Source organism: Ruegeria sp. BE3 (genome assembly GCF_056538865.1).
Genome location: NZ_JBQFTW010000001.1, coordinates 456,139 through 472,045 on the forward strand (window position 1 = coordinate 456,139; position 15,907 = coordinate 472,045).

Sequence of the window (15,907 nt, forward strand, 5' to 3'; positions counted from 1 at the left end):
CCTGTATGGGCGCCCGGGGTTATCTTGGAGTTATGCCGATGCTGCTCTACCCATAATGGGCCACTGGCGTTCCCGCAATCGCAGCCATGTTCAGCAATCCGCGGGCGGTGATCGACGGGGTCACGATATGCGCTTTATTTCCCATTCCCATCAGGATCGGCCCAACCTCAAGCCCGTCCGCTTTCATCTTCAGGATATTGCGCACGCCGCTCGCCGCATCCGCATGGGCAAAGATCAAAACGTTTGCCGCTCCTTCCAATCGCGAGCTGGGGAATATCCGCGAACGCAATTCAGGGTCCAGCGCCACATCCAGGTTCATTTCGCCTTCATAGGTGAAATCGCGCGGTTCGGAATCGAGGATTTCCAGTGCTGCCCGCAGTCGCTTGCCCGAGCCTTCGGCCTGATTGCCGAATTGCGATTGCGAACAGAAGGCGATCTTTGGTTCCAGTCCAAAACGCCGGACGTGACGCGCTGCGCCCAATGTTGTTTCGGCCAATTCTTCAGGAGTTGGTAGTTGCCGAACATGCGTATCCGCGATGAACAGAGGACCGTCTTCGAGGATCATCAGCGACAGCGCCCCGTGTGGGCGCAAGTCCCCTTCATCCAGGACCTGTTGGACATAATTCAGATGCCAACGATACTCGCCGAATGTGCCGCAGATCATGCTGTCAGCTTCTCCGCGATGTACCATGATTGCCGCGATGGCTGTGTTGTTGGTGCGCATGATGGCCTTGGCCAGATCGGGCGTCACGCCCCGTCGCTGCATGATCTGATGGTATGAATTCCAATAGTCGTAGTATCTCGGGTCATCTTGCGGGTTCACAATCTGGAAATCCTGGCCAGGACGCACGGTCAAACCCAATCGCTCGCAGCGTGCGTTGATCACATCCGGACGGCCGATCAGGATCGGGGTTTCAGTGGTCTCCTCAAGAATAGCCTGGGCTGCACGCAGCACGCGCTCGTCCTCGCCCTCGGCAAAGACGATCCGGCGCGAGGCGGCAGCAGCAGCTTCGAACACCGGTCGCATCAGCAGAGCCGATTTGAAGACGGTTTGGTTCAGACGCTCTTTATAAGTCTCAAGGTCGTCGATGGGGCGTTTGGCAACACCGCTCTCCATCGCCGCCTTTGCGACAGATGAAGACACAACGCCCACCAAACGCGGGTCAAAGGGCTTTGGAATCAGATAATCTGGTCCGAAAGTCAGTTGTTCGCCTTTGTAGGCCGCAGCGGCTTCGGCACTGGTGGTCGCCCGCGCCATCTCAGCGATGCCGTCGACACAGGCGATCTGCATGGCGTCATTGATCTCGGTCGCGCCAACATCCAACGCGCCACGGAAGATGAACGGAAAACACAGGACATTGTTCACCTGGTTCGGGAAGTCGCTGCGGCCCGTCGCGATGATCGCATCGGGTGCGACCTCTCGCGCGGCTTGCGGCAGGATTTCGGGCGTTGGGTTGGCCAGCGCAAAGATGATCGGCGTCTTCGCCATCTTCTCGACCATCTCGGGTTTGAGCACATTCGGCCCGCTGAGCCCAAGAAACAGGTCGGCCCCTCCGATCACATCGTCCAGTGTACGCAGATCGGTTTTCTGCGCGAACTGGTCCTTATGCGGGTTCATATCCTCGGTGCGGCCTTCATAGACCAGCCCATGAATGTCACACAGCCAGATATTCTCGCGCTTAACACCCAGCTTGACCAGCATGCTGAGGCAGGCAATCCCGGCAGCACCACCCCCGGTCGAGACGATCTTGATATCCTCGAACCTCTTGCCTGCGACATGCAGGGCGTTCTTCGCCGCAGCGCCGACAACGATGGCGGTGCCGTGTTGATCGTCGTGGAAAACGGGGATGTTCATCCGTTCGCGGCAGAGTTTTTCGACGATGAAGCAATCGGGGGCCTTGATGTCTTCAAGGTTGATGGCACCGAAGGTGGGCTCGAGCGCGCAGACGATATCGGCCAGTTTCTCGGGGTCGGGTTGGTCCACTTCGATGTCGAAGCAATCGATCCCGGCGAACTTTTTGAACAGAACCGCCTTGCCTTCCATCACCGGTTTCGAAGCCAGCGCGCCGATATTGCCCAATCCCAGAACCGCTGTGCCATTGGACACCACAGCGACGAGGTTGCCGCGCGCGGTGTACTTCTCGGCATTTGCCGCATCGTCCTTAATTTCAAGGCTGGCCTCAGCCACACCCGGCGAGTAGGCGCGCGCAAGATCGCGGCCATTCGCCATAGGTTTGGTGGCTTTGATCTCAAGCTTTCCGGGCTTTGGATGGGCGTGATAGTCAAGGGCGGCCTGCCGCAGGCTGGGTGTGTCAGACATCGGCGATTTAACTCCGTTCCAGAATTTGTTTGATCGTTAAACTATTTTTTCGGGCTTGGCTACGTTGCGTCACTTCCACACCTCACAGAGACGTTTGTTGTACTTTGTCACAAATCCTTTACATACGGCCAATTCGCCAGAATATTACTAGTTTCGCAGGCGGCAGGGCTTCGAGCATGAGCTACAAAGACGATCACCGCAGCGTGCCGGTTGGCACTCACACCTATTCCACGTCTGGCACAGGCTGGTTTCCACTTGGCTTGGCGCTGTCTGTGGCTGCCGTGTTCCTGTGTGCAGTCGCGATCTGGCCACAGCAGGCCGCCACTTTCAACCAGGAAGGCGGTTTGATTGAGACCCTTTCGGCGGCGGCCTTGTTCATGGCGGGACCGGTGGCGTTGATCCGGTATCGCGGACTGACGCGGATGTATATCGGGCTCGTCTGTCTGCTTTTGGCGGAACGAGAGCTTGAGGCTGATATCTATGCCGAAAGCAGCCTGCCTTTCATGGTGCTAAACAGTTTTGATACGCTACTGGACCTGACCGCAGTGCGGGTCGCGCTGGCGTTGGTGGTCATAGGCGGAGCCGTATGGCATGGCATCCCCAACGCCTGGAGGGCGATCAAGCTCCGCGCTCCGTTCATGCTGGTGTTTTTGGGGGCCGGAAGCGTGGCCGTGATCGCGCAGCTTCTGGAGGAAGTAAGTGGTTTTTTCGAGGCCAGCCTTTCGGTCACGATGGCCGCGCGGTTGTTTGCTCTCGAAGAAACGCTCGAGATGTACTTTTCGGTTGGCATTTTGGCCGCTGTTCTGATCGGATGGCCAAAATCGAAGACTGAAGAGACAACAAATGACCTCCACCGAAAGCCAGACGCGCGCTGAAATTCGCCTACCGACCCAGGAATTACGGAACGATATCCCGTTTTACACCAAAGTTCTTGGGATGCGGATGGATATGATCTATCCGGCCGATGACCCACGGATCGCGGTTTTTTCGGGTCATGGGCTGCGGCTGCGGGTTGAAAAGGACGCGCCAGAGGCCGCAGGTACTCTGCGCATTCTCACAGACGACCCGGACGGCTTTGCCGATGGTCAGCGCAGTCTTATCGCTCCGAATGGCACGCGGGTTGAGATTGAGGAATTGAACCCTCCGATGGTGATGCCCGACACGGTACACTCCTTCGTGGTGCGCAGGCTGAAGGATCAGGCACCCTGGATCATCGGACGCGCCGGGATGCACTACCGCGATCTGGTGCCGGATCGGTTGGGTGGGTCGATCATCGCCAGCCATATCCGCATTCCCGATGGCGGCCCGGTGCCGGATATGGTGCATTTCCATAAGGTCGGATTTCAGCTGATCTTCTGCATCCATGGCTGGGTCGATGTGGTTTACGAGGATCAGGGCGACAAGATGCGTCTGACCGCCGGAGATTGCTTTATCCAGCCGCCGGAAATTCGCCACCGGGTGCTTGAGGCGTCTGACAATGTTCAGGTGATCGAGATCGGCGTGCCCGCCGAACACGTGACCGAAATCGACCATCAGATGGAGCTTCCGACGTCGCAGTATCGCCCAGATCGAGAATGGCAAGGACAGCGTTTCGTCTACAATCAGGCCAAAGACGCCGAATGGGGTCCCTTCCGCCTGCAGGGCTATATTTGTCGCGACACGACAATTGCCGAGAACACCAAGGGGGTGGCCGGTGTGCAGGTCGTACGCCTGGGACAGGGCACGCCGGAATGGGCCAGCCATGATACGGATATTCACTTTACCTTCGTCATGAATGGCGAGGTCACGTTGGAGGGCGAGGGGCGCGAACCCTATCGGTTGGAACAGGGTGATGCTTTCGTGATCCCGCCCGGTATGCGCACTCGCCTGGCCGAACCTTCCGACGATGTCGAACTGCTCGAGGTCACGTTGCCCGGAACGTTCAATACCACGATTGGCTAGAAGGCTGTGGAAATCAGCGCTTGAAGGGCTTCAAATTCTGCTACGCTTTCCGTTAGAGTGGGGTTTTCTGACCAGATGATCAAAAATCGGGAATCGCCCATGTCTCTGAAAGATGCCGCGCTCGCCGTTCGGGAAAACGCCCATGCGCCTTATTCCAATTTCAAGGTTGGGGCCGCGATCCGGTCAGGCTCGGGTACGGTATATTCCGGATGTAATGTCGAGAACGTAGCTTATCCCGAAGGCACTTGCGCCGAGGCCGGGGCAATCGCGGCAATGGTGGCCGCCGGCGAGAAAGAACTGACCGAAGTCTATGTGGTCGCCAGCAGCCCGCAGCCTGTGCCGCCTTGCGGCGGGTGCCGCCAGAAGCTGGCCGAGTTCGGAAAAGGAGACGTCGTGGTCACGATGGCGACGGTTGACGGTCTGGAAACCAGTACGACAATTGCCGACCTGTTGCCGGGTGCTTTTGACGCTTCGCATATGGAAGACAGCTGAATGGACGCGCGTTCGATCATCGCCAAGCTGCGCCGTCATGAGGTGCCTACAGGCGAAGAGGTGCGCTGGTTCGCGCAGGGTCTGGCCGATGGTGGCGTCAGCGACGCGCAGGCCGGGGCCTTTGCCATGGCCGTCTGCATGGGTGGGCTAGGCGCGCAGGGTCGGGCCGATCTGACCATTGCCATGCGCGACAGCGGCGAGGTGCTGCACTGGGATTTGGATGGCCCGGTGATCGATAAGCATTCAACCGGTGGGGTGGGGGATTGCGTCAGCCTCGTGCTGGCCCCGGCGCTGGCGGAATGCGGGGCCTATGTGCCGATGATCTCAGGGCGTGGACTAGGTCATACCGGCGGCACGCTGGACAAGCTTGAGGCGATCCCGGGTGTGGCCACACAAATCGGACAGGGCCGTCTGGCGCAGGTCCTGAAAGAAACCGGTGCCGCGATTGTTGGCGCGACGGGACAGATCGCACCAGCGGACAAAAGGCTCTATGCAATACGCGATGTGACGGCAACGGTGGAAAGCCTCGATCTGATCACGGCGTCGATCCTGTCCAAGAAACTGGCGGCCAGCCCCGATGCGCTGGTGCTGGACGTCAAGGTGGGAAGCGGTGCGTTCATGAAAACGCTGGATGATGCACGCAAGCTGGCAAAGGCGCTAACCGAGACGGCGAATACGGCGGGGTGTAAAACCTCGGCTGTGATTACCGACATGAACCAACCGCTGGCCCCGGCGCTGGGCAACGCGCTGGAAGTGGCTGAGGTGATGAAGGTTATGACCAGCGGACAAGACTCGCCCCTGGCCCATATCTCTGCTGAATTGGGCGGCGTTTTGATGGCCGATGCGGGAATGTGCGCCTCGGCTGAAGAGGGCACGGCGCAGGTCACCGAAGTGATCCGCGATGGTCGTGCTGCCGAACGGTTTGGCCGCATGATGGCTGCCATGGGCGGGCCGGTGCATTTCGTCGACACCTGGGCGCGCTTCCTGCCCGAGGCAAATGTGATTCAGGAGGTGCCCGCTCCGCGCGATGGCTATGTCTCGACCATTGATGGTGAGGCGCTTGGCCTGGCCGTGGTCGCGCTGGGCGGCGGACGTCAGGTCGAAAGCGACGAGATTGATCCGGCGGTCGGGTTGTCGGGCATCTTGCGGCTGGGCGAGAAGGTCCAGAAAGGCGCACCATTGGCCGTGGTCCACGCGGCGCGCGAAGACGCGGCGCGGCAGGCGTCTGAGGCGGTGTTGAACGCAATGACGCTCAGCGATGCACCCGCCGACCAACCACCCCATGTGCACGAGAGGATCAGCGCATGAGCCGCGCTTTCCTTGTGGTCATGGACTCGGTTGGGATCGGTGGTGCGCCGGATGCCGATCAGTTCTTCAACGGCACCGCGCCGGATACTGGCGCGAACACCTTGGCCCATATCGCGCAGGCGTGTGCGGAAGGGCGCGCTGAAGATGGACGCTCAGGCCCTTTACACCTGCCCAATCTTGATGCGTTGGGGCTGGGCGCGGCAGTGCGGCTGGCCTCGGGTGATGACGCGCCGGGGTTGGAAGCCGCGCCAACAGGGCTTTGGGGCTGCGCGCGCGAGTATTCACCGGGGAAGGATACGCCCTCGGGCCATTGGGAACTGGCGGGATTGCCCGTCCCGTGGGACTGGCACTATTTCCCGGATACCAAACCTGCGTTTCCCGTCGATCTTAGCCGCGCTGCTGCCGATGCCGCAGGCACCGAAGGTATCCTTGGCAATTGCCACGCATCGGGCACAGCCATCATCGCCGATCTTGGGGGCGAGCATATGCGTACTGGCTGGCCCATCTGCTATACCTCTGCTGACAGCGTGTTCCAGATTACCGCGCATGAGGAGAGCTTTGGCCTCGACCGTTTGCTGGACATGTGCCGCACGCTTGCACCGCAATTGCATGAGATGAAGGTGGGCCGCGTGATCGCGCGGCCTTTCGTTGGAACGGTTGAGGACGGTTTCACCCGCACCACCAATCGCAAAGACTTTGCCATCCTCCCGCCCGCGCCGGTGCTGACGAACTGGGTGCAGGACGCAGGCCGTCGTGTTCATGCGGTGGGCAAGATCGGTGATATCTTCTCGATGCAGGGGATCGATACGCTGCGCAAAGGCTCGGACGCCGAACTGATGGGCCACCTGTCCGATCTGGTCGACGAGGCCGAAGAGGGCAGCCTGACATTCGCCAATTTCGTCGAGTTCGACAGCCTCTATGGTCATCGCCGGGATATCAGTGGCTATGCCCGTGCGCTGGAATGGTTCGACCGCGAAATCGGATTGATCCTGCAAAAGCTGCGCCCCGGTGACCTGATGCTGCTGACTGCCGATCACGGTAATGATCCCAGTTGGACAGGCACCGATCACACACGCGAACAGGTTCCGGTACTGGTGGCCGGGCAGGGCGCGGGCGAGATTGGGCAGATCAATTTCGCCGATGTCGCTGCCAGCATCGCGCACCATCTGGACATCCCGGCACAAGGGCCGGGGCGGAGTTTTCTATGACCGTAGCCGACCTGCCCAAGATCGAACTGCACCTGCATCACGAAGGCGCGGCTCCACCCGCGTTCATCCGCCAGTTGGCGCATGAAAAGCGCGTCGATCTGAGCGGTATTTTCAAAACCGACGGAACCTATGATTTCCGTGACTTTACTCATTTCCTCAGCGTCTACGAGGCCGCCTGCGAAGTGCTGAAATCGCCTGAAGATTTTTGCCGCCTGACGCTGGCGATCCTCGAAGAAAGCGCTGCGAATGGTGTAGTCTATTCCGAGACCTTCCTTAGCCCGGATTTCTGCGGTGGTGGCGATCTGCACGCGTGGAAAGATTATCTGACCGCCATTCAGGATGCGGCGGACGAAGCCGAACGCAAATTCAACATCACCCTGCGTGGGGTTGTTACCTGCGTTCGCCATTTTGGCCCCGAACAAGCCAAGCACAGCGCCTTTTGTGCGGCTGAGACAGCAGGCGAATGGATCACCGGCTTTGGCATGGGCGGTAATGAAGGCGTTCATACGCAGGGCGATTTCGCGTGGGCTTTTGATTGCGCCCGCGAGGCAGGATTGCGGCTGACCACCCATGCCGGAGAATTTGGCGGACCGGAAAGCGTGCGCGATGCCATTCGAGATCTGGGAGTCGAGCGGGTCGGGCACGGCGTGCGCGCGATCGAGGACCCGGACCTGATCCGCGAACTCGTTGACAGAGACGTGACGCTTGAAGTTTGTCCAGGCTCGAATGTGGTGCTGGGTCTGTTTCCCGAATTCGCTGCCCACCCGATTGCCAGATTGCGCGATGCGGGTGTGAAGGTCACGGTTTCAACTGATGATCCGCCGTTTTTCCACACCACAATGCGGCGCGAATATGAGATGCTGGCCGCAGCCTTTGGCTGGGATGCCGAAGATTTCGCCGCGTTGAATCAGAATGCCCTGAATGCGGCCTTTTGCGATGAAGACACCCGTGCGCGGGTCAAGAAAAGACTGGAGAACTCATGAGCGAACATCTGACCGTCGTCGACCACCCGCTGGTGCAACACAAGCTGACGCTCATGCGGGACAAAGGCACCTCGACCGCAGTGTTCCGGCAGTTGCTGCGCGAGATCACGCTGCTGCTGGCTTATGAGGTTACCCGAGAGATGTCGCTGACCACTCGCCACATCGAAACCCCTATGGAGGAGATGGATGCCCCCATTCTGGCGGGCAAGAAACTGGCTCTGGTCTCGATCCTGCGGGCCGGGAACGGCATGCTGGACGGGGTGCTGGAACTCATCCCTTCGGCCCGTGTGGGCTTTGTCGGACTCTATCGGGATGAAGAGACGTTGAAGCCGGTGCAGTATTACTTCAAGGCACCGGAAGGGCTGAAAGACCGGTTGGTGATTGCGGTTGATCCGATGTTGGCCACGGGCAACAGCTCGGCTGCAGCGATCGATCTGCTGAAAGAGCAGGGCGCCACGGATATCCGCTTCCTCTGCCTGCTGGCCGCCCCCGAAGGCGTGGCACGTATGAAAGAGGCGCATCCCGATGTGAAAATCGTTACGGCTGCGCTGGATCGCGAGTTGAACTCGAAGGGCTATATCATGCCCGGGCTGGGTGATGCCGGCGACCGGATGTTTGGCACCAAATAGGCGCTATTGTCCGCAAATATTCTGCAGCCGGACCCAATCGCGGTCCGGCAGTACTTGTTCAAGTGCCCGTCCTGCCATCGGGTCGGCTTCGATCAGGCTCAGAACCGTTTCTCCGGTAATATCATGCGCGTAAGCGTATGGGGTTGAGGGCAGGGCGGCTTGCGCGAAGACTGCTAGCAGCGCATCGTCGGTGATCACAGGGCGCGGTTCTGACAGCACTTCCTCGGTGTAGGTGTCTATGATCTCGGGCGTCAGCCCGCCTGTGGTTAGCAACCGGAATGCCGCGGCGGGGCCGGTTCGGTCCAACAACTCATCCAACGGATCCTGCTGCGCTGCGCGTGCCCGCGCTGCAATCACGTAGCCTGCTGCGACGGCGGGATCCTCGTGATCCTCGACCAATGCCCGGTTCAACAGGACCGTCCCACCCGGAAGGCTGAGGCTGTCCGACAAGCCTGCTGGCAGGATCACGATCTGTCGTACACCTGTTCGGCGGGCCAACTGGTCCAGCGAGGCTTGCGCGTCCGGCGAGGCGCAGGCCTTGCCCGAGACGCGTTCGATCCGGTGCAGGATCGTATCGCCGATCTCCTGCCGCTTGATCTCGGGCACAACGGCGACCACATGGCGCTGTAGCGCACCGGGCAGCCAGAACAGCAGCAGTGCAGTAACCGCCAGCACCACGCCTGCCACACTGAGCCAGCGCAGCCGACCGGGATGTGGTCGGGCACGATCAATGGCGCGTTGCAGGCGATCAATGGCCTCGATCATGGTGGTCTCGGTCTCAGGCAGCTCCAGCGTTTCGCCCGGATCGCCATCGGGATTGAAAATCGCCGGATAGGCACCGGGGTTTTGACGTTCCAATGCAGCCAGCGACCAGTGGGTCAGAGCCCGGTCATTGAAATCCGAGATTGTCAAAGTTGCTTCCCCAATGGACACAACAACCTCACGCCGTTGCTCATCGGGCGTAGGGCGCCACAGACCGGTAGCTTCGATCCGCTGGTACTGTTTGAGTGCCGTCATCGGGTAATGCTGCTCGAGTAATATTTTCCTCTGAGTCTAGCATGTTGAAAACCAACGGCGCAAACCTGTTGCGCATGGTTCCGAAAATATGCTGACTGTGCCGGACCGGGCAGGCGAATTTGAGGCTAGGGTGGAGGCACGGGTGGAACAAGACAGATCCTCGGTACTGGCATCGCTTCTGATGGTCTGCTCGATGATGATCATCGGGGTTATCGACAATTTTGTGATTCGTCTGGCAGAGACCATTGGGCTTTGGCAGTTTCACCTGAGCCGCGCCCTGTTGATGCTGCCTTTGATCGGTTGCCTGTCTCTGCTGGGGCTGGGCAGCCTCAGGCCACAGCGATACGGTATCGTGGCTTTGCGCAGCATTCTGATTACTGTGGCAATGCTATTTTATTTTAGTGCACTTGCTTTGATGCCAATTGCACAGGCGCTTGCAGGTTTGTTCACATCGCCGATCTTTGTGCTGCTCATTTCTGCCCTGGTCCTGAAGCAAAACATCGGCCCGTGGAGGATTACCGCAGTCCTGCTGGGCTTTGCAGGCATCCTTTGTGTGTTGCAACCCGATCCGAATGCTTTTGATTTCAAAACGCTGCTTCCGGTCGCCGGTGGATTCTTCTATGCCCTGAGCGCGGTCGTGACACGGACGCATTGTTCGAACGAGAGCACGGTCGCTCTGCTGGCCGCGATGGTGGTGACACTCGGTCTGGCTGGCGGCGTAGGTTTGGTATGGCTGGCGTTGTTCCCGCTTGAGGCCACGCCGGGCCCAGATGGCTTTGCAATGCGCGGCTGGGTTTGGCCAATATACGAAGCAGCCCCCTGGCTCGCGATACAAGCCGTCTGCTCGACGATCGCGGTGTTCATGCTGATCAAGGCCTATCAGTTGGGCGAGCCGTCATATGTCGCGGTATTCGAATACTCGGTCATGATCTTCGGCCCGCTGTTCGCGTGGGTGGCCTTTGGGCAGTCGGTTGGCCCCATGCAGATTCTGGGTATCGGTATGATCGCCACGACCGGAGTGTTACTGGGCTGGAGAGAGCGTCAGCTGCTGTTAAGGCAATCTCAGGCAAGCTGATCGGCAATCCGGATTCGGGTCTGGCTGTCTGCTTTCGTTTCCTCAAACTGCCTAAATCTACTTTCGTGCGTGGGTTTGTTCATGGAATCCCGGTGAAAAACGCCGAAATTAGGCCAAATTAGCCATAAATATGGCGAAACTAAGATGCTTTGAGGCACAAAGATCTCACCCTTCTGAATTTGTTTGAAGGTGCCAAAAGGGGGGAAGGCACGTGTTAGAAGTAGTGAGTGTTTCGGGGTATTCGAAACAAGAAGACAGAGGCCGAGAGGCCTTTTCGGGGAAAGCCGTGTCAGTACGTCGTGGGGGCCTGCTGCACGGAACCAAGGTGGCAACGACCAGTGGCTGGAAGCTGGTTGAAACGCTGGTTGCGGGTGATCTGGTGCGCACATTGGATCATGGCTTTCGCGAGCTCAGGCGCATTTGCGTCGACCGCATCGTTGTCCCCGGCGATGAGAGACGGGCCGAGCATCTGCCAGTGCTCGTTCCGTCCCGCGCCGCCTATAACGGGCGGCCTGTCTGGCTGATGCCTGAACAGGGCATGGCGTTGGATCAGGGCAAGCTGGGGCTGGGGATAGAGGGCATCTCAATCGTGCCTGCACGTATGCTCAGCGGGGTGGGGCGGTTGCAGTCGCAAACACCGGCCCAGACCTTTGATGTAACGTCATTATTTTTCGATCAGGATGAGGTTGTCTTTATCGAAGGTGGTTTTCAGGCTTATTGCCCATCGGGACGCATGGTCGCCTCTGCGGGGATATCAAACGCCTATGAAGTCGCTGACGCCGAAGATGCCGAACTGCTGGTCGAAGCGGTTGCGACCAAGGGCGATATATCCGCCTTTGCAAACCCGTTGGGTGCGCTGCCTGCACCCATCCCGCAAGAACCAATATTCCCGATCCGGCCTCCCCTAGGGATACGCCGACCAGGGCGTCCGGGTCGGCCAAATGTGCCGCCCCTGTTTCTGCGGCCTGAATGGCAGACCTAACTTAACACTTCAAAAGAAAGATGCAGGCGCATGACCTCATGCGCCTGCATCACCTTGTTTAGGCGGCCTGAGCCTCGGGGTTGAAGCGGCCATAGAAGCTCTGACCTTTTTCCGCCATCTCGAGCAGCAGAGGCGGACAGGCGAAACGCTCGCCATAGGCCTCGGCCAGCTGATCGCAGCGTTCGGCGGCGTAAGGCGTGCCGATGATGTCCAGCCAGCTGAGCGGACCACCGGACCACGGCGCAAAGCCCCAACCCAGAATAGCGCCTACGTCGCCTTCGCGGATATCTTCCAGAACACCTTCTTCCAGCGCGCGGACCGCTTCCAGAACCTGCGCGAACATCAGACGTTCCTGCACTTCGATCAGGTCGGGCTGCGTCTCGGCCAAGGGGTACTTGTCTTGTAGGCCCTTCCAGTATTCGACGCGCTTGCCCTTGTCGTCATAGTCAAAGAAACCTGCGTTGGCCTTGCGGCCCAGACGGCCCTGTTCCTCCATCCAGAAGATCAGATCGTCTGACGGGCTTTCGGGATAGGCATTGCCCATTGCCGCCTTGGTCGCGCGTGCGATCTTGGCACCCAGATCGATCGAGGTCTCATCCGTCAACTGGATCGGCCCGACCGGGAAACCCAACTGGCGCGCGGCATTGTCGACCAGTACGGGGCTGATGCCCTCGGTGATCATGCGCGCGCCTTCGTTGATGTACGGGATGATGCAGCGGTTGGCGTAGAAGAAGCGTGCATCGTTGACCACGATCGGCGTCTTTCGAATCTGGCGCACATAGTCCAGAGCCTTAGCAACCGCACGATCACCGGTTTCCTTGCCCTTGATGATCTCGACCAGGAACATCTTTTCAACAGGTGAGAAGAAGTGGATGCCGATGAACTGCTCGGGCCGCACCGAGGCTTTCGCCAGATCGGTGATCGGCAGGGTCGAGGTGTTCGAGGCAAAGATGCAATCCTCGGGGATGATCGCCTCGACTTTCTTGGTCATTTCGGCCTTTACACCGGGATCCTCGAACACGGCTTCGATGATCAGGTCGCAGCCTTTCAGATGCTCCAGATCAGGGGTCGCTGTGATGCGGGCCAGCAGGGCCTCTTTCTTCTCAGCGGTGGCTTTGCCGCGTTTGATGCCCTTGTCCATGTAGCTTTCGCTATAGGCCTTGCCCTTGTCGGCAGCTTCCTGATCACGGTCGATTAGAACGACTTCCATACCAGCTTGAGCGGAGACCAGAGCGATACCGGCACCCATCATGCCAGCGCCTAGAACACCGATCTTCTTGACCCGCTGATCAGGTACATCCTTGGGCCGCACTGCGCCTTTCTCAAGCGCTTCCTTGTTCAGGAACAACGACCGGATCATCGCAGATGAGGACGGGTTCATCAGCACATTGGTAAACCAGCGCGCCTCGATCTTCAGGGCGGTGTCGAAATCGACCAGCGCGCCTTCGTAGATCGAACTCAGCAGAGCTTTGGCTGCCGGGAATGCACCTTGGGTTTTGCCGTTCACCATCGCGTTCGCACCAACGAAGGTCATGAAGCCAGCTGGGTGGTAGGGTGCGCCGCCGGGCATCTTGTAGCCCTTCGCGTCCCACGGTTTGACCAGATCGGCATCCTTGGCGTTCAGAACCCATTCTTTCGCCGCTGCGACCGGATCATCTGCAACCGCGTCGATCAGTTGTGCGCCTTTGGCTTTTTTCGGATCCATCATCTTGCCTTCCAGCAAGACGGGGGCTGCCGCCATCGCGCCGACCATACGGCTGAAACGCATGGTGCCGCCGCCGCCGGGGAAGATACCCAGCAGAATCTCGGGTAGGCCGATCTTGGCCTTTGGATTTGAAGTCATGACGCGGTGATGACAGGCCAACGCGATCTCGGTTCCGATCCCGGCGCATGTGCCGTTGATCGCGCACGCGACCGGTTTGCCGCCTTTTTTCGACTTGGGGTCCATGCCCGCCAGCTCCAGCCGACGCAGGATGTTGTGACCGCTCATGACGAAATCGAACAGAGCCTGAGCGGGTTCGTCACCAGCTTCCTGGCGGATCGTGGCCAGTGTGCTGAGGTCCATGCCGCCCGCAAACGAGCCTTCCTTGCCGCTGGTGATGACGATACCTTTGATCTCATCATCCGCCAGCGCCTGATCGATCAGTTCGCCGACCAGAGTGAACGCCTCGCGCGACAGCACGTTCATGGATTTGCCCGGAACGTCCCAGGTGATGAAGGCGACGCCGTCTGCGTCTTTGCTGAGGGTGAAATCAGTCATTGTCATCTCCAATCTGGTCAGCCGTCAGCGGGCTGCCGTCTTTCCGGGTGAAGGAGAATCCGTTCTCATCATCCTTCACCATCATGTCTATGTCGCTGTAATAGCCGGTCTCGGTCGGGGTCCGTGTGCCCACCACCAGAAAGGTCGCGGGCGCATCGGTCTTGTTCACAAGGTGATGGCCATTGGCCTCACCCGCGGGCCAGGCGGCACAGTCACCGGGCAGCATCTCATGCTCGCCATCATCGTCGATCAGCACGCATTGGCCGCTGAGCATGATGGCGAACTCGTCCTGTTCCATGTGGTAATGGCGCAGCGAGGACAGGGCCCCGGGTTCAAGCCGCACGATGTTGACTCCGTATTGGGTCAGACCTCCAGCATCTCCGACGCCTTGATTGAAACGGCCTCCGACCGCTTCGGCCAGTTTGCCGGGATAGGAGGAACCACCCCGAAACGGGATTTGGGAAAGGTCAAGCTTGGGCATCAGACACGCTCGATTATGGTTGCCGCACCCATGCCTGACGCAATGCAGAGCGTAGCCAAACCGGTTTCCTTGTCCTGACGTTCCAGCTCATCCAGCAGGGTGCCGATGATCATCGCACCGGTTGCACCCAGCGGGTGGCCCATCGCGATGGAGCCGCCGTTCACGTTGACCAACGCAGGGTCCACATCGAACGCCTGCTGGAAACGCAGCACGACCGATGCGAAGGCTTCGTTCACTTCGAACAGGTCCAGATCGCTGATCTTCATGCCGTTGTCGGCAAGGATCTTCTCGGTCACCGGAACTGGGCCGGTTAGCATGATTGTCGGGTCGGTGCCGATCTTGGCGGTCGCCTTGATGCGGGCGCGCGGCTTGAGGCCGTATTTCTCACCGAATTCCTTGTTGCCGATCAGAACAGCGGCAGAGCCGTCCACGATGCCCGAGCTGTTGCCTGCGTGGTGGATGTGGTTGATCCGCTCCAGATGCGGGTATTTCAGCATCGCGACTTTGTCGAAGCCGGGCATCTGCTCACCCATCATCTGGAAAGATGGGTTCAACGCGCCGAGGCTCTGCATGTCGGTGCCGGGGCGCATGTATTCGTCACGGTCCAGAATGGTCAGGCCGTTCTGGTCCTTGATGGTGATCACCGACTTTTCAAACCGGTTATCTTCCCAAGCCGCAGCTGCGCGTTTCTGAGATTCAACGGCCAGCGCATCGGCGTCGTCGCGGCTGAAACCATACTCGGTGGCGATAATGTCAGCCGAGATGCCTTGTGGTACGAAGTAGGTATCCATTGCCAGCGTCGGATCTACGGCAATCGCGGCACCATCGCTGCCCATGGCCACGCGGCCCATCATTTCAACGCCGCCCGCGATATAGGCTTCGCCTGCGCCGCCTTTGACTTGGTTCGCGGCCAGGTTCACGGCTTCCATTCCGCTCGCGCAGAACCGGTTGATCGCCAGACCGGGGATCGATTGGTCGAGGTCAGAAGCCAAAACCGCCGAGCGTGCCAGACAGCCGCCTTGCTCCATCACCTGCGTGACGTTGCCCCAGATCACATCCTCAACGGCGTGACCTTCCAGGTTGTTGCGCTCTTTCATCGCGTTCAGGGTCAGGGCGGACAGGCGCACCGAGGTTACCTCGTGCAGGCTGCCATCCTTGCGGCCCTTGCCGCGCGGAGTGCGCAGGGCGTCATAGATATAGGCTTCGGTCAT

At 59.4% G+C, this 15,907-nt stretch carries 14 protein-coding genes; 9 read left to right on the forward strand and 5 right to left on the reverse strand.

All coding sequences use genetic code 11. The annotated features are described in order from the left end of the window. Positions 1-46: 46 nt before the first annotated feature. The gene (locus tag ACR0AZ_RS02225; protein WP_480657201.1) at positions 47-2,320 is read right to left on the reverse strand and encodes an NADP-dependent malic enzyme; all 2,274 of its coding nucleotides are present in this window, start codon (positions 2,318-2,320) and stop codon (positions 47-49) included. A gap of 176 nt (positions 2,321-2,496) precedes the next feature. On the opposite strand from ACR0AZ_RS02225, the gene ACR0AZ_RS02230 reads away from it, so the two are divergent. From ACR0AZ_RS02230 to upp, 7 genes are all read left to right on the forward strand, one after another. Continuing rightward, positions 2,497-3,195, forward strand: coding sequence for a hypothetical protein (locus tag ACR0AZ_RS02230; protein ID WP_480666669.1), 699 nt, complete (start codon positions 2,497-2,499; stop codon positions 3,193-3,195). After that, a complete protein-coding gene (locus ACR0AZ_RS02235) occupies positions 3,164-4,261 on the forward strand; it encodes a cupin domain-containing protein (protein WP_480657203.1) in 1,098 nt (365 codons plus the stop codon). Before ACR0AZ_RS02230 ends, ACR0AZ_RS02235 begins: the two co-directional genes overlap by 32 nt. 75 nt (positions 4,262-4,336) lie before the next feature. Then, the gene (locus tag ACR0AZ_RS02240; protein WP_480666670.1) at positions 4,337-4,753 is read left to right on the forward strand and encodes a cytidine deaminase; all 417 of its coding nucleotides are present in this window, start codon (positions 4,337-4,339) and stop codon (positions 4,751-4,753) included. Further along, positions 4,754-6,061, forward strand: a complete 1,308-nt coding sequence (locus ACR0AZ_RS02245) for a thymidine phosphorylase (protein ID WP_480666671.1) — start codon at positions 4,754-4,756, stop codon at positions 6,059-6,061. Beyond that, entirely contained in the window at positions 6,058-7,269 is a 1,212-nt protein-coding gene (locus tag ACR0AZ_RS02250) for a phosphopentomutase (protein WP_480666672.1), read from the forward strand. The genes ACR0AZ_RS02245 and ACR0AZ_RS02250 overlap by 4 nt, the downstream gene beginning before the upstream one ends. Beyond that, positions 7,266-8,252: an adenosine deaminase gene (locus tag ACR0AZ_RS02255; protein ID WP_480666673.1), complete on the forward strand. Its 987-nt coding sequence runs from the start codon at positions 7,266-7,268 to the stop codon at positions 8,250-8,252. The genes ACR0AZ_RS02250 and ACR0AZ_RS02255 overlap by 4 nt, the downstream gene beginning before the upstream one ends. Further along, positions 8,249-8,881, forward strand: a complete 633-nt coding sequence (gene upp / locus ACR0AZ_RS02260; RefSeq protein ID WP_480469296.1) for a uracil phosphoribosyltransferase — start codon at positions 8,249-8,251, stop codon at positions 8,879-8,881. Before ACR0AZ_RS02255 ends, upp begins: the two co-directional genes overlap by 4 nt. A gap of 3 nt (positions 8,882-8,884) precedes the next feature. Here the strand turns inward: upp and ACR0AZ_RS02265 are convergent, their stop codons facing one another. After that, a complete protein-coding gene (locus tag ACR0AZ_RS02265) occupies positions 8,885-9,898 on the reverse strand; it encodes a hypothetical protein (protein ID WP_480666674.1) in 1,014 nt (337 codons plus the stop codon). A 142-nt stretch (positions 9,899-10,040) separates the two neighbouring features. Between ACR0AZ_RS02265 and ACR0AZ_RS02270 the strand changes: the two genes are divergently transcribed. Next, on the forward strand, positions 10,041-10,973 hold the full coding sequence (locus ACR0AZ_RS02270) for a DMT family transporter (RefSeq protein WP_480469298.1): 933 nt from the start codon (positions 10,041-10,043) through the stop codon (positions 10,971-10,973). A gap of 286 nt (positions 10,974-11,259) precedes the next feature. Then, a complete protein-coding gene (locus ACR0AZ_RS02275; protein ID WP_480469299.1) occupies positions 11,260-11,955 on the forward strand; it encodes a Hint domain-containing protein in 696 nt (231 codons plus the stop codon). 58 nt (positions 11,956-12,013) lie between these two features. On the opposite strand, the gene ACR0AZ_RS02280 is transcribed toward ACR0AZ_RS02275, so the two are convergent. Genes ACR0AZ_RS02280 through ACR0AZ_RS02290 form a run of 3 tightly spaced genes read right to left on the reverse strand, consistent with a single transcriptional unit; the run spans position 12,014 to position 15,907 of the window. Beyond that, positions 12,014-14,215 carry a 3-hydroxyacyl-CoA dehydrogenase NAD-binding domain-containing protein gene (locus ACR0AZ_RS02280; protein WP_480469300.1) on the reverse strand — a complete coding sequence of 734 codons (2,202 nt, stop codon included), beginning with the start codon at positions 14,213-14,215 and terminating at the stop codon, positions 12,014-12,016. Continuing rightward, positions 14,208-14,696, reverse strand: a complete 489-nt coding sequence (locus ACR0AZ_RS02285; protein ID WP_480666675.1) for a cupin domain-containing protein — start codon at positions 14,694-14,696, stop codon at positions 14,208-14,210. Before ACR0AZ_RS02285 ends, ACR0AZ_RS02280 begins: the two co-directional genes overlap by 8 nt. Further along, positions 14,696-15,907 carry an acetyl-CoA C-acetyltransferase gene (locus ACR0AZ_RS02290; protein ID WP_480469302.1) on the reverse strand — a complete coding sequence of 404 codons (1,212 nt, stop codon included), beginning with the start codon at positions 15,905-15,907 and terminating at the stop codon, positions 14,696-14,698. Before ACR0AZ_RS02290 ends, ACR0AZ_RS02285 begins: the two co-directional genes overlap by 1 nt.

Excerpts from the sequence above, each read along its gene's own strand:
- ACR0AZ_RS02230 (WP_480666669.1), top strand. The coding sequence starts at position 2,497 with ATGAGCTACAAAGACGATCACCGCAGCGTGCCGGTTGGCACTCACACC.
- ACR0AZ_RS02255 (WP_480666673.1), top strand. The coding sequence starts at position 7,266 with ATGACCGTAGCCGACCTGCCCAAGATCGAACTGCACCTGCATCACGAA.
- ACR0AZ_RS02285 (WP_480666675.1), bottom strand. The coding sequence starts at position 14,696 with ATGCCCAAGCTTGACCTTTCCCAAATCCCGTTTCGGGGTGGTTCCTCC.
- ACR0AZ_RS02290 (WP_480469302.1), bottom strand. The coding sequence starts at position 15,907 with ATGACCGAAGCCTATATCTATGACGCCCTGCGCACTCCGCGCGGCAAG.
- ACR0AZ_RS02280 (WP_480469300.1), bottom strand. The coding sequence starts at position 14,215 with ATGACTGATTTCACCCTCAGCAAAGACGCAGACGGCGTCGCCTTCATC.
- ACR0AZ_RS02265 (WP_480666674.1), bottom strand. The coding sequence starts at position 9,898 with ATGACGGCACTCAAACAGTACCAGCGGATCGAAGCTACCGGTCTGTGG.
- ACR0AZ_RS02245 (WP_480666671.1), top strand. The coding sequence starts at position 4,754 with ATGGACGCGCGTTCGATCATCGCCAAGCTGCGCCGTCATGAGGTGCCT.
- ACR0AZ_RS02235 (WP_480657203.1), top strand. The coding sequence starts at position 3,164 with ATGACCTCCACCGAAAGCCAGACGCGCGCTGAAATTCGCCTACCGACC.
- upp (WP_480469296.1), top strand. The coding sequence starts at position 8,249 with ATGAGCGAACATCTGACCGTCGTCGACCACCCGCTGGTGCAACACAAG.
- ACR0AZ_RS02240 (WP_480666670.1), top strand. The coding sequence starts at position 4,337 with ATGATCAAAAATCGGGAATCGCCCATGTCTCTGAAAGATGCCGCGCTC.
- ACR0AZ_RS02250 (WP_480666672.1), top strand. The coding sequence starts at position 6,058 with ATGAGCCGCGCTTTCCTTGTGGTCATGGACTCGGTTGGGATCGGTGGT.
- ACR0AZ_RS02225 (WP_480657201.1), bottom strand. The coding sequence starts at position 2,320 with ATGTCTGACACACCCAGCCTGCGGCAGGCCGCCCTTGACTATCACGCC.